Raw genomic sequence first — 12,463 nt, 5'->3', positions numbered from 1 at the left:
GGCGCGCATGTCCGGTGCGCCAATTTCTTTTGTCTCGTCCACGATTGCGGCCGCGCCACGGTGTTGCCGTCGTTCGCGCATGTCTTGCGCGATATGTCTTGCGCGAGACGTGTGGCGGCGCGTATCGGGCGCTGCGCCGCGCCACGCGCGCGACAGCAGATTCTCCCGGCAAAAAAACTGGCCGGGCGCGTGTACGCCTGTAAAATACGCAAAATTTTTTGCCGAACGCTATGTCGCCCAAGAAATCGCCTTTTTTCGAACTTCGCAGCGGCTCTGTCGACACGCTCATGTTCGTGGTCAAAACGACCGACCTCGACGCGATGCGCGCCGAACTGACGCGGCGCTTCGAGGCGACCCCCGAATTCTTCGCTAACGACGTCGTCGCGATCGACGTGCGGCGTCTCGCCGAAAACGAACGCGTGCCGCTCGTCGACATCGCGCAACTGCTCGACAGCGTGCGCATGCGGCCGGTCGGCGTGGTCGCCCATGCGGCGCAAGCGTGGGCGACCGAAACCGCCTTGCCGCTGCTCGAAGCGCGCGACCGGCGCGGCGCCGCGGCGAAGCAGGGCGACGAAGAGGGCACGGCGGCAAACGTGAGTGCCGGCGTAGCGGCAAGCGCGACAGCAGGCACGGCGGCAGATACCGCGACGAACACCGCAACCGCCACGGCCACCGCGTCCATTGCCGCTGGCGTAGGCACCACGCTCGACCCGGCGGCCGCCGCTGAATCCGCGCGGCTCGCCGCCTCGCCGCAAACCATGGTGATCGACAAGCCGCTGCGCTCGGGCCAGCGCATCTACGCCAAGGGCGACCTCGTCGTGCTCGGTCTCGTGAGCTACGGCGCCGAGGTGATCGCGGAAGGCAACATCCACATTTACGCGCCGCTGCGCGGCCGGGCATTGGCCGGCGTGCAGGGCAATCACGACGCGCGCATTTTCTGCACGTGTCTCGAACCGGAACTGATCTCGATCGCGGGCATCTATCGAACGACCGAGAACCCGCTGCCGGCCGACGTGCTCGGCAAGCCGGTGCAGATCTGGCTCGAACAAGAAAAACTGATGATCGAACCGTTGCGGCTCACCTGAGAGAGGCGACGCGCGTGCTGCCCCGGGGGTAGTCCGGCACACCGCGTTTCACGGGAAAAAGCCGCACATAATTGACGCATTTGACGAACACAAGGTAAGGGTAATGGCAAAAATCATTGTGGTGACTTCGGGCAAGGGTGGCGTGGGCAAGACGACCACGAGCGCGAGTTTTGCATCGGCCCTCGCATTGCGTGGCAGCAAGACTGCCGTGATCGACTTCGACGTCGGCCTGCGCAACCTCGACCTCATCATGGGCTGCGAGCGCCGGGTCGTGTACGACCTGATCAACGTGATCCAGGGCGAAGCGAATCTGAACCAGGCGCTGATCAAGGACAAGAAGTGCGAGAACCTGTTCATCCTGCCGGCGTCGCAGACGCGCGACAAGGATGCGCTGACGATGGAGGGCGTCGAGAAGGTCATCAACGACCTGATCGCGATGGACTTCGAATACATCGTCTGCGATTCGCCGGCCGGTATCGAATCGGGCGCGCTGCTCGCGATGCACTTCGCCGACGAAGCGCTGATCGTGACGAATCCGGAAGTGTCGTCGGTGCGCGACTCGGACCGCATTCTCGGCATTCTCTCGTCGAAGACCAAGCGCGCGATCGAGGGCAAGGAGCCGATCAAGGAGCATCTGCTGATTACGCGCTACAACCCGAAGCGCGTGAACGAAGGCGAAATGCTTTCGCTGACCGATATCCAGGAAATCTTGCGCATCGACCTGATCGGCGTGATTCCCGAGTCGGAAGCCGTGCTGCACGCGTCGAACCAGGGTCTGCCGGCCGTGCACCTCGACGGCACCGATGTGGCCGAAGCCTATAAGGACGTCGTGTCGCGTTTCCTCGGCGAGCAGAAGTCGCTCCGCTTTGTCGATTACCAGAAGCCCGGGCTGCTGCAGCGCCTCTTCGGCACCAAGTAAGGGGGGACGCACGTAATGTCGATTCTTTCGTTTTTGCTGGGCGAGAAAAAGAAGTCCGCGTCGGTAGCGAAGGAACGCCTGCAGTTGATCATCGCGCACGAGCGCGCCGGCGGCCATGCGCCCGCCGATTATCTGCCTGCGTTGCAACGCGAACTGGTGGCCGTGATCTCGAAGTACGTGAAGATTTCCGACGACGATATTCGTGTGAGTCTCGAGCGTCAGGACGATCTCGAGGTGCTCGAAGTCAAGATCGAAATACCGCAGGTCTGATCGTTCCGCGGGTGGGTTTGCCTGGCCGCCGGTGAGCGGCCGGTTTGTATCGCCGCAAATGCGCTGCATGGTGTCGTGTTGATTCAATGCGATGCTGTGCGGCGCTTTTCGTTTGTTGCTTCCCGTTTGTTGTTTGCGCTCGCATAGGCATGCACATGCGGTGGTCATGTAGACGCATCGTGCTGATGCTCATGTGCAGACCTTCTCTCCGAGTCTTCCCTCACCGTTGTCTCGCTGAAACTCCTTCGGTCATCGGCTTTCCGCTTCTCTCCCGCCTGACCCTGGCGGCGCTCGCCGCGCCCGATTCTCCGATCGAAATAATCCGTTGCATTTCAGCGTGCACCGTTACACGCGGCTCGTCAGCCGCCCGGAGCCCTCGCGCATTAAACCGGTAACGCCGCATCCGGTGTTCAACCCAAGAGGGAGATCATGAACAGAACCTTTCGCCTGCTGCTTGCCAACACCGTTCTGATCGCCGCCGGCGCTGCCGCGATGGCGTCGGCTTCGGCCGAGGAAGTCGTCATCGTCGCGCCGTCCGCGCCGCCGCCGGTCCGCTTCGAGGCCGTGCCCGCGCCGCGGGTCGGCTACGTGTGGGATCACGGTCACTGGCGCTGGGATCATGGCCGCTACGTGTGGGTCGTCGGCCACTGGCAGGCCGAACGCGTCGGCTATCACTGGGTGCCGGGTCACTGGGTCGAGCATGGTCCGAACTACCGCTGGATTGCGGGGCATTGGGCGTAACGACCGCAGTCGCGTGCGTGGCAGCGAACGCATGGGCGAACGCGAAGCCGCACGCAAAAACGCATGCATTGGCGACGCGGCGGCGTTCGATACCGCTCGCGTCGCGTCTTCAGCGCATTTTCCCGTTTGATCGATAACACAGGCGCCGGCGATCGCGCGCCTGGGAGTGTGGAGAACTATCCGATGAAAAAGAATTTGCTCGTGCTCGCAGCGCTCGCGGTGATGCTGGCCGGTTGCGTCGTCGTCCCCGCGCGGCCGGTGTATGTGCATGCGCCGCGCGTCGTGGTTTATTGACGCGGGGTGTCGGAGGCGCCGTTCGCGAGGTCTGTCGAGGTTGGCGCGACGGCGTTCGCGGCGGTGTCCGCCACGGTGCTCGCAGCGCCGTTTGCCGGGACATTCGCAGCGCCATTCGTCGCGGTGTTTCGAGTTGCGCTCTCCGGGGCTTGCACCTGTGCGTCCGTTGCCGGTTGCTCGCCGTGAGTGCCGTCGGCTTTGGCCATGGCAGCATCGACCTCGGGGCTTTCTTCCGCCGTCGGCTCGGGCACTTCAACCTTGGGGACTTCAACCTCGGGCACATCAGGCGCGGGCGCAGGCTGCGGCAACGGCGCCATATAACGCCGCGCCAACGACTCGTACAACGGCGGCGCAAACAGACGCGATACGCGGCTCGCGATCAACGCGGTGGCCATCAGCGAAATCACAAGCGCATGGCCGTCGATCATCTCCATCACGATCACGAACGACGTAATCGGCGATTGCGTGACGGCGGCCAGATAGCCGACCATCGCGAGCGCAATCAGCATCGGCAATTGCATCGAGTCGAACACCATGTGCAGCAGATTGCCGAAACCCGCGCCGATCGACAGCGACGGCGCGAAGATGCCGCCCGGAATGCCGGGCAGGTATGAGCCGATCAGCGCGATCATCTTCAGGAACGGATAGAACACCGATTGCGCGTGTCCGTCGAGCAATCCGCGCGCTTCCGCATAACCGCTGCCGAACGTCGCGCCGCCCGACAGCAGCCCGACGACCGCGATCGTGAAGCCGCATAGCGCGGCGAACGCGACCGGCCGCTCGCCGTGCAACTGGCGCAGCGGCGCCGGAATCCAGCGCGCGGTATTGAGCAGCAGCCAGCCGAACCCGCCGCCCGCGATACCGGTGACGAGTGCCGTGAGCAGCACCGCGAGCGCGAGCAGATCGGGGAAATGCGAGCCGATCTGGATCGTGCCGAAATACGTGTAGTTGCCGTTCAAGCCCAGCGCGACCACCCCAGCGATGATGATCGCGGTAATCAGCACACCGCTCGCGCGTGCTTCGAAGCTGCGCGTCAGTTCCTCGATGGCGAACACGATGCCGGCCAGCGGCGTATTGAATGCCGCCGACAAACCCGCAGCCGCGCCCGCCAGCGCGAGTTGCCGTTCGATCTGCGCGTTCGAGCGCGGATAGAGCCGGCGCAGATTGAACATCAGCGCGGCGCCGACCTGCACGGTCGGTCCTTCGCGGCCGATCGTGAAGCCGCCGAGAATCCCGAGAAACGACACGCCGATCTTGCCGAGCAGAAGCCGCACCGAGAGCAGCCGCGCGCCGTAGGCGCCAGGCTTCGTGTGCAGCGTTGCGATGACCTGCGGAATGCCGCTGCCCTCGGCGCCGCGGAAAAACGTGCGCGTGAGCCACACGGCGAGCGCCGCGACCGCCGGCGTGATGATGAGCGGCGCCCACGTATGCTGTTGCTGCACGCCGCGAAACACGTCGTAGCCCCAGTCGATCAGCCGCGCGTACAGCACCGCGACGAGGCCGACCGCGATCGCGCCGAGCCAGAAAATGCCGTATTGCCGCCACAGGCGTTTCGCGCGGCGCAGGAGGACGGATGGACTGGAAGGGAAGGACCGGGGCATGGAATCGGCTGGCGGTGGGCGGGATCGGACAGGCGTAAAGGAAAGAGTATAAGGCGTACCGCATGGCCCAGGATTTGGGAAAGCCTTTTGAAATGCCATGGGCGGACAGTCTGGGGCGACACTTTTCGCGCCCCCGGTGTAATAGACGGTATTAAGAGACAGACTGTGTCCGTTGCGCGTTTGGCAGGGGTGTGACGGAATCGTCAGCTAAAATGGTTTGAATCTCGAACAACGAACAGTTCCTCAATGAAGCGAGTCCTTATCGTCAAGGTCACTTCACTAGGCGACATCGTGCAGGCACTGCCGGTCGTTGCCGATATCAAGCGCGCGTTTCCCGGCGTTCAGGTCGACTGGGCCGCCGACGAGGCGTTCGCGGATCTGGTGCACTGGAGCCAGGGCGTCGACCGCGTGCTGTGCGCGCCGCTGCGCCGGTTCAAGAAAGCGCGCCGCTGGAGCGATTTCAAGGCAATCTGGGCATCGATTTCCGATCTGCGCGCGCATCGCTACGACTACATCATCGACATTCACGGCGTCTACAAGAGCGCGATCATTGCGTTTCTCGCGCGCTCGTCGAAGCGCATCGGTTACCAATCCCAGGATCTGGGCGAGCGCGGTGCCGCATTCGCGTATACGGGCCGTTTCGGTCCGCGTCCCCAGGGTAATGCATGGCATGGCATGCGCATCAGCGCGAGCGAGGCGCTCGGCTACAAGGTAGACGGCCCGGCGATCTACAACCTGCGTCTGCCCGAACCGGTCACGCGGCCGTTCGCGCGCACCAAGGCGCCCGTCGCGGCATTTTTTCATGCCACCTCCAAGGACGACAAGAAGTGGCCGCTCGGTCATTGGGTGGCGGTGGGGCGTAAGCTGGGCGAGCGCGGCTTTCAGGTCGTGCTGCCTTGGGGGTCGCCTGGCGAACGTGCCGAGGCCGAGCAGATCGCGGCGCAAGTGCCGGGCGCGACCGTGCTGCCGCAAATGAGCGTGACCGAAGTCGCGCAGATGATCGACGCGTGCGCGCTCGTCGTCGGCACGGATACGGGTTTCGTCCATCTCGCGCACGCGCTGCAGAAGCGCACGGTCATGATCTTCGTGGCGACCTCGCCGTCGCATTGCGGCGTCGAAGCGCCGTTCCGTTCGACCTCGATCGGCGACGGCCGCTCGGTGCCGCCGATCAGTGCGGCGCTCGACGCGATCGACTATGTGCACTCAGGCGCGGACGCGTTTGCGGTGCAGGACGATTCGGCTGCCGCCTGAATTCCGCCGGTTTTTCCCGGGTCGTTTGGCAAACGTTTGCGCCAAAGAAGTGAGGCGCGACGCACAATCCGCTCCTGCGAGCCGGATGGCCTCGTCGCGCCTCTAAAAAACGCCCGCGTCGGGGAACGACGGGCGTAGAGGAATCGATTACACGCCTGTTAAATCTGTCGCTTTTCGTTGGGCGCCAGGGCGGCGGTCATGCCGTTCTTACACCACGCTCATGCGGTTCCGTCTGCATGCGCGATGCGATCGGGCCTCATCGCAAACTCGCGAGATACCGCGCGCCAAGGTCCCGCTGTCGTGTCTGAAATCGCTGCCGAGGCGCGTGCAGGCGCGCTCGGCGGGGCAGCCGCTATGCCGGCGCGACATCGACGCGCTCAACGCAGTATAGGCGTTGTTTTTCGCCATATCGACGTGCTCGCGCTTCAGTGACAAGTGCTTGTCGAATACGTTTCAGCGGCGTGAATCGGCCCCGCCGGTTCTGTAACACCGCGGTGATTTTCCCTTACAAATGGCAACGTTCACGCGGGGGCGGATCGTGTTCAATCGGGTCATTCGGGGCTTCGACTCGAATCAAACTGACTCGATGGAGAACAACATGAAACGCTTGATTCTGACTCTGGTTGCCGGCACGGTCCTCGCAACGGCACTCGGCGGCTGCGTCATCGCACCGGCGCCGGGCTATTACTACGGCGGCGGAGGCTACTACCATCACGGCTACTACTACCGTTGAGCGCGATGCGCGGCTCGGGTCTGGACTCAGGCCATGAGCATTTCGAATGCGATGACCGCGGCGATGGCCGCGGCGTTCGCCGCGAGCGCCTCGACGACGATGCCTTTCCAGCTCGCCGGGCGAAAGCGCAGCGCGAGCAGCAACGCGCCGAGCAAGGCCAGCGCGATGATCGTCACGATCTCGGCATTGTGAAGATGGAGGTTCATGCGAGTCTCCCTGTTTTTCGTAGGGTTATGACAGGGAGTATAGGCACGTCGAAAAGACGTACAAGGCGGGGGATTTACCGAGCCGCCTGCCGCCAAGGGCGGAGGGGAGAGGGCGCCGCAAAGGCCGGGTGCGTGAGCGCGTCGGCGGTGATGTCGGCGCGCAGAAGCAGCATGAAGCGGCAGCGCCAAAACAGCCGCGCATGAGTCACGATGCGCGAGGCAGTACGAAAGGGCAGTATGAGAAAAACGGCATACGCGCATCGGCGGAAGAACATTTCCGCCGATGCGCGCCGCGACCTCATTGCCTCATTTCATGAGGCTTTCATCGCGCGTTTCGCGCATGCACAGCACGCCGAACAGGCTCACGGCCGCGGCGACCGACACGTACGCGCCGACCCACGGCAGGCCGCCGTGCGCGGCGAGCACCTGGGCGATATACGGCGCGACCGATGCGCCGAGAATCCCGCCGAGGTTATAAGCGACGCCGGCGCCGGTATAGCGCACGTTGGTCGGGAACAGTTCCGGCAGCAGCGCGCCCATCGGCGCGAACGTCACGCCCATCAGGAACAGCTGGATCACGAGGAACAGCAGCACGAGCAGCGTTTCGCCGCTGCCGAGCAGCGGTGCCATCGTGAAGCCCGACAGGATCGCCGCGATGATGCCGACGATCAGCACCGGCTTGCGCCCGAAGCGGTCGCTCGCGCGCGCCGACAGCGGCGTGGCGAGCGCCATGAACACGACCGCGATGCACAGCAGGCCGAGGAACGTCTGCCGCGGAATATGCAGCGACCCGACGCCGTACGACAGCGAGAACGTCGTCGCGTTGTAGAACAGCGTGTAGCAGACCACCATCGCGAGCGCGCCGAGCAGCGTGGGCGCCCAGTGCTGCGAGAGCAGCGTCGCGATCGGCACGCGCACGCGTTCCTTGCGCTCGATGGCGGCCTTGAACGCGGGTGTTTCGGCGATCTTCAGGCGCACATAGAGGCCGAGCGCGACCAGCACCGAGCTGACGATGAACGGCACGCGCCAGCCCCAGCTGCGGAACTGCTCGTCGGAGAGCGACAGCGCGAGCGCGAAGAACAGGCCGTTCGACGCGAGAAAGCCGATCGACGGCCCCAATTGCGGGAACATGCCGAACCAGCCGCGCTTGCCGGCCGGCGCGTTTTCGGTGGCGAGCAGCGCGGCGCCGCCCCATTCGCCGCCGAGGCCGATGCCCTGGCCGAAGCGCAGGATGCACAGCAGAATCGGCGCGAGGCTGCCGATCGCGTCGTAACCCGGCACGAAGCCGATCAGCGTGGTCGAGAGGCCCATGACGAGCAGCGAGGCCACCAGCGTCGACTTGCGGCCGATGCGGTCGCCGAAGTGGCCGAACAGGAACGAGCCGATCGGCCGCGCGACGAATGCGATGCCGAACGTGACGAACGCCGATAGCGCCTGCGCGGTGGCCGAGCCATGCGGGAAGAATACCGGTCCGATGACGAGCGCCGCGGCGGTTGCGTAGACGTAGAAGTCGTAGAACTCGATCGCGGTGCCGATAAAGCTCGCGAAGATGATTCGCGCGCTGCTGTTTTGCCCGCTTGCAGGCTGAGCCGCGGAAATCGGCGAAATGGACATGCAGGTCTCCCTATGTCGTAAAGCCGTGGGGCGCAATGCGGCTGCTGGAGCAGGCGGCATGCGCTCGCGCGGTGTCCGTGTTGAAATTCTGAGGGCTTGCCCGCCGCGCCGGCGGGTGTGCGGGCGGCGTGAGCCATGCCGGATGCTGCCGGCGCAGGGGATCGGAAATTATAGCGAGCGCGGCCGGCGCGCAGCAATGGCGGCGTAAGGTTGTGGCGGCGCGCGATGCGACGCACTACCAGGCGCACTACCCGGGGGGGGCGGCAGATTGTCGTAGTCGTACGCGATGCTGCGCGGCGTCGGGCGAAGTGAAGCGCAATGAGGCAACGCGCAATGACGCAATGCATCGCGGAGCAAGGCACGGTAGCGCAGAGTACGGAGAAGCAAGACGCGGAAAAGCAAAACGCGGAAAAGCAAAACGCAGTGACGCAAAACCGCGGCGCAAACGCCTACTCAAGCGATTCCGCTTGCGGCGCGGCCAACTCGCGCAACTGGAATTTGCCGTTGTCGTTGAAGAGCCAGTCCTCGAACAGTTCGAGCTGACCGCGGCTGTTCAGCAGCTTGCCCGGCGGTAAGGGCAGCGGGGCCGAGCGGCGCAGCGTGGCGAGGGCCGTGCTTTCGGCTTCGTCGTCGCCGTTGGAGCGATAGACCGACGACTCGACGATGCGTCCGTTACGATCGACTGTAAACGACACCACCACGAGCGAGCGCAGCATCGCCTGCGGCTTGCCTTGCAGCACATACGAGGAATTGCGCTCGACGATGCGCCGCGCGACCGCGTCGCGGTATTGATCGAGCGTCGCGCTGTTGATCGCGGCGAGCGGCGTGTTGACGGTTTCGCGCGGCATCAGCGAGGTGATCGTGCAGCCGGCGAGCACGGCGGCGCTCAGCGCGGCGAGCAGCACGCGCGACGTATGCGACGAGCGTCGGATGCATGGCAGGCATTGCATCGCGCGGCGACGCGGAAGGGCGGGGAGACGGGAAAGCATCGTCGGGGAACAGCGCGAAGAGGGCCTGATTCGATGGTAGTCAAAAACCACCGGTATTCAATCGGCGTTCACCCGCTACGCGGTCGTTGCGTGGTCGCTGTGTGATGTATGGCACGTCGATGTAATGGCCGGAAATATCCGCGAATTGGTCGATGGATCAAACGCGCCTACACTTTGATGGCCTCTTCAACGAGGCATCGGTGGAAGTCTTTTCAGCCCGCTTTACGCGGGCTTTCTTTTGTCTTCGCTGGCCGCCTCACTTGCCGCTTCGGTGGCTGGCGTGGAGTCCGCCAGACGCAGGCGAAAAAAAAGCGAACCCGCCTGCGGGGTTCGCCTTCTGCATGTCCGTGCTGCATGTTCGTGTAATACAGGTCCATGCCGCACGCGGATTCCCGCGAGACCACAAGCTCACGCCCGTGGCCTCGTCGGGCATCGCTTACTTCAGCGCTTCGCGCGCGGCCTTCACTGCGGCCAGCACCTGCTCGGGCGCCGTGCCGCCCGGATGATTGCGGCTCGCCACCGAGCCTTCGAGCGTCAGATACGAGAACACATCCTCGCCGATCAGATGCGCGACGTTCGGCAATTCGCCGCGCATTTCGTCGAGCGTCAGGTCCGCGAGATCGCAGCCGCGATCGGCGCACACGCGCACCGCGAGCGCGACCGCTTCGTGCGCATCGCGGAACGGCAGGCCGCGCTTGACCAGATAGTCGGCGAGATCGGTCGCGGTCGAGAAGCCTTGCAATGCCGCGGCGCGCATCGCGTCGGGCTTGACCGTGATACCGGCGACCATCTCGGCGAAGATGCGCAGCGTGTCCGCAACGGTATCGACCGTGTCGAACAGCGGCTCCTTGTCTTCCTGGTTGTCCTTGTTGTACGCGAGCGGCTGGCCCTTCATCAGCGTGAGCAGCGCCATCAGATGGCCGTTCACGCGGCCGGTCTTGCCCCGCGCGAGTTCGGGCACGTCCGGGTTCTTCTTCTGCGGCATGATCGACGAGCCGGTGCAGAAACGGTCGGCCAGATCGATGAAGCCGACGCGCGGGCTCATCCACAGCACGAGTTCTTCGGAGAAGCGCGACACGTGCGTCATCACGAGCGCGGAAGCCGCCGTGAATTCGATCGCGAAGTCGCGGTCGGAGACGGCGTCGAGCGAGTTCGCGCAGATGCCGTCGAAGCCGAGCGTCTTCGCCACCGCGTGACGGTCGATCGGATAGCTGGTGCCGGCAAGCGCCGCCGCGCCGAGCGGCAGACGGTTCACGCGCTTGCGGCAGTCGATCATGCGCTCGGCGTCGCGCGAGAACATCTCGACGTAGGCGAGCAGGTGATGGCCGAACGTGACCGGCTGTGCAACTTGCAGGTGCGTGAAGCCCGGCATGATGGTCGAGGCATTTTTCTCGGCGATGTCGAGCAGCGCCGTGCGCAGTTCGGTGAGCAGTCCGCCGATGCGGTCGATCTCGCCGCGCAGCCACAGGCGGATGTCGGTCGCGACCTGGTCGTTGCGCGAGCGGCCCGTGTGCAGGCGCTTGCCGGCGTCGCCGATCAGCGCGGTCAGGCGCGCTTCGATGTTCAGGTGCACGTCTTCGAGATCGAGTTGCCATTCGAACTCGCCGCGCTCGATTTCGCCCTTGATCTGCGCCATGCCGCGCTGGATCGCGGCGAGGTCGTCGGCGGAGATGATCTTCTGCGCGGCGAGCATCGAGGCGTGCGCGAGCGACCCTTCGATGTCGACGAACGCGAGACGCTTATCGAAGAAAACCGACGACGTATAGCGTTTGACGAGCTCCGACATCGGCTCCGAGAAGCGAGCCGACCAGGCTTCGCCTTTTTTGTGCAATTGGGACGTCATGGTGTTGGGCGGTTAAGCGGCAGTTAAATGGAAACCAGGCCGCAATGAAGCGGCCGTTGATCGGGCGGTAAAGCGGCTGACGGCAAGCCTGGCTGAGTGGCCCGAAGGCCGCGCCGCAGCGAGGAGAAACGACGATTTTAACACCGGGCGTGGGCGCTCAAGACGGGGCAGGAGCACGGCGAACGGCGCAGCGGCGATGGGCGCGCGCTTGAGGCTGCGCCGCGACGGGTAGCCGCCAGCCTACTCCCGCACCAGTACCACCAGCTTCAGATCCTCGCGATGCGCGGGCTTGAACGTGATCTGGTCGTAAACGAGGCGCCCGTCGCGCGGATGATTGAACTCGCGCCGTCCGCCCTCGCGGCCGCCGACGTCCTGCGAGGCCCAGTAACGCGCGAACTCGTCGCTCGCGGCGGACAGCGCATCGATCAGCGCGTGCGTCGGCGCATCGCTCAGATGGCGGATCGAGTCGGCGCGGAATTCGGCCGCCAGCCGCCGCGCGCGCGTTTCCCAATCGACGATCAACGCGCGCGCGGCCGGCTCGGTGAACGTGTAGCGCAGCAGATTGCGGTCGTGCGCGCCGTCGAGCCAGCCGACGAACAGCTCGGCCGCGCGCTCGTTCCAGGCGAGCGCATTCCACTGCCGGTCGAGCACGTAGGCCGGCGAGCTGACGAGCTGCACGGTTTGCAGCAGCGTGGCGGGCGCATCGGCGGCGGCCGGGTCGGGCTCGGCCGGATCGCGCTGCGCGGCCAGTTCGAACAGATAGGCGCGTTCGGCGCGCGAGAGCTGCAACGCGACCGCGATGCGCGCGAGCGCGTCGGCGGAAGCGGACACGGGCCGGCCCTGCTCGATCCACGTGTACCAGGTCGGGCTCACGCCGCACAGTTGCGCGACTTCCTCGCGCCGCAGACCGGGCGTGG

At 64.8% G+C, this 12,463-nt stretch carries 12 protein-coding genes; 6 read left to right on the top strand and 6 right to left on the bottom strand.

Going from position 1 to position 12,463, the window contains the following annotated elements:
* The first annotated feature begins 230 nt into the window (after nt 1–230).
* The 4 genes from minC (at nt 231) to GXB81_RS12530 (ending at nt 3,015) form a co-directional block, all read left to right on the top strand.
* Nucleotides 231–1,085: a septum site-determining protein MinC gene (gene minC / locus GXB81_RS12545; RefSeq protein ID WP_167036732.1), complete on the top strand. Its 855-nt coding sequence runs from the start codon at nt 231–233 to the stop codon at nt 1,083–1,085.
* 103 nt (nt 1,086–1,188) lie between these two features.
* Entirely contained in the window at nt 1,189–2,004 is an 816-nt protein-coding gene (gene minD / locus GXB81_RS12540) for a septum site-determining protein MinD (protein ID WP_167036735.1), read from the top strand.
* A gap of 15 nt (nt 2,005–2,019) precedes the next feature.
* Entirely contained in the window at nt 2,020–2,274 is a 255-nt protein-coding gene (gene minE, locus GXB81_RS12535) for a cell division topological specificity factor MinE (RefSeq protein ID WP_094783024.1), read from the top strand.
* A gap of 429 nt (nt 2,275–2,703) precedes the next feature.
* Nucleotides 2,704–3,015, top strand: a complete 312-nt coding sequence (locus GXB81_RS12530; protein ID WP_167036737.1) for a YXWGXW repeat-containing protein — start codon at nt 2,704–2,706, stop codon at nt 3,013–3,015.
* A 287-nt stretch (nt 3,016–3,302) separates the two neighbouring features.
* Here GXB81_RS12530 and GXB81_RS12525 read toward each other — a convergent pair whose 3' ends face one another.
* Entirely contained in the window at nt 3,303–4,910 is a 1,608-nt protein-coding gene (locus GXB81_RS12525; protein WP_205989279.1) for a chloride channel protein, read from the bottom strand.
* Between the two features lie 246 nt (nt 4,911–5,156).
* Here GXB81_RS12525 and waaC point away from each other — a divergent pair, with 246 nt between their 5' ends.
* Both waaC and GXB81_RS31760 read left to right on the top strand, forming a co-directional pair.
* Complete coding sequence (gene waaC / locus GXB81_RS12520) at nt 5,157–6,161, top strand: lipopolysaccharide heptosyltransferase I (RefSeq protein ID WP_167036741.1); 1,005 nt, start codon at nt 5,157–5,159, stop codon at nt 6,159–6,161.
* 598 nt (nt 6,162–6,759) lie between these two features.
* Nucleotides 6,760–6,894: a hypothetical protein gene (locus GXB81_RS31760; RefSeq protein WP_275691474.1), complete on the top strand. Its 135-nt coding sequence runs from the start codon at nt 6,760–6,762 to the stop codon at nt 6,892–6,894.
* Between the two features lie 26 nt (nt 6,895–6,920).
* Here the strand turns inward: GXB81_RS31760 and GXB81_RS12515 are convergent, their stop codons facing one another.
* The 5 genes from GXB81_RS12515 to GXB81_RS12495 form a co-directional block, all read right to left on the bottom strand.
* Complete coding sequence (locus GXB81_RS12515; protein WP_167036744.1) at nt 6,921–7,100, bottom strand: hypothetical protein; 180 nt, start codon at nt 7,098–7,100, stop codon at nt 6,921–6,923.
* A gap of 306 nt (nt 7,101–7,406) precedes the next feature.
* Entirely contained in the window at nt 7,407–8,714 is a 1,308-nt protein-coding gene (locus GXB81_RS12510; RefSeq protein WP_167036747.1) for an MFS transporter, read from the bottom strand.
* A gap of 449 nt (nt 8,715–9,163) precedes the next feature.
* The gene (locus GXB81_RS12505; protein ID WP_241016332.1) at nt 9,164–9,664 is read right to left on the bottom strand and encodes an energy transducer TonB; all 501 of its coding nucleotides are present in this window, start codon (nt 9,662–9,664) and stop codon (nt 9,164–9,166) included.
* A gap of 475 nt (nt 9,665–10,139) precedes the next feature.
* Nucleotides 10,140–11,546 (bottom strand): argininosuccinate lyase, encoded by a 1,407-nt coding sequence (gene argH, locus GXB81_RS12500; protein WP_167284384.1) that lies wholly within the window; start codon nt 11,544–11,546, stop codon nt 10,140–10,142.
* A gap of 240 nt (nt 11,547–11,786) precedes the next feature.
* Nucleotides 11,787–12,463 (bottom strand): helix-turn-helix transcriptional regulator (locus GXB81_RS12495; protein WP_205989277.1); only part of this gene is annotated, 677 nt, incomplete at its 5' end.

The organism is Paraburkholderia sp. Ac-20336, from assembly GCF_017105025.1.
GTDB lineage: Bacteria > Pseudomonadota > Gammaproteobacteria > Burkholderiales > Burkholderiaceae > Paraburkholderia.
The sequence above is the reverse complement of the archived record's forward strand: the minus strand, read 5'-3'. Positions and strand labels throughout refer to the sequence as shown.

What these genes read in the sequence shown, in the direction of transcription:
- minC (WP_167036732.1), top strand. Translation starts at nt 231, where the DNA reads ATGTCGCCCAAGAAATCGCCTTTTTTCGAACTTCGCAGCGGCTCTGTC.
- minD (WP_167036735.1), top strand. Translation starts at nt 1,189, where the DNA reads ATGGCAAAAATCATTGTGGTGACTTCGGGCAAGGGTGGCGTGGGCAAG.
- minE (WP_094783024.1), top strand. Translation starts at nt 2,020, where the DNA reads ATGTCGATTCTTTCGTTTTTGCTGGGCGAGAAAAAGAAGTCCGCGTCG.
- GXB81_RS12530 (WP_167036737.1), top strand. Translation starts at nt 2,704, where the DNA reads ATGAACAGAACCTTTCGCCTGCTGCTTGCCAACACCGTTCTGATCGCC.
- GXB81_RS12525 (WP_205989279.1), bottom strand. Translation starts at nt 4,910, where the DNA reads ATGCCCCGGTCCTTCCCTTCCAGTCCATCCGTCCTCCTGCGCCGCGCG.
- waaC (WP_167036741.1), top strand. Translation starts at nt 5,157, where the DNA reads ATGAAGCGAGTCCTTATCGTCAAGGTCACTTCACTAGGCGACATCGTG.
- GXB81_RS31760 (WP_275691474.1), top strand. Translation starts at nt 6,760, where the DNA reads ATGAAACGCTTGATTCTGACTCTGGTTGCCGGCACGGTCCTCGCAACG.
- GXB81_RS12515 (WP_167036744.1), bottom strand. Translation starts at nt 7,100, where the DNA reads ATGAACCTCCATCTTCACAATGCCGAGATCGTGACGATCATCGCGCTG.
- GXB81_RS12510 (WP_167036747.1), bottom strand. Translation starts at nt 8,714, where the DNA reads ATGTCCATTTCGCCGATTTCCGCGGCTCAGCCTGCAAGCGGGCAAAAC.
- GXB81_RS12505 (WP_241016332.1), bottom strand. Translation starts at nt 9,664, where the DNA reads ATGCAATGCCTGCCATGCATCCGACGCTCGTCGCATACGTCGCGCGTG.
- argH (WP_167284384.1), bottom strand. Translation starts at nt 11,546, where the DNA reads ATGACGTCCCAATTGCACAAAAAAGGCGAAGCCTGGTCGGCTCGCTTC.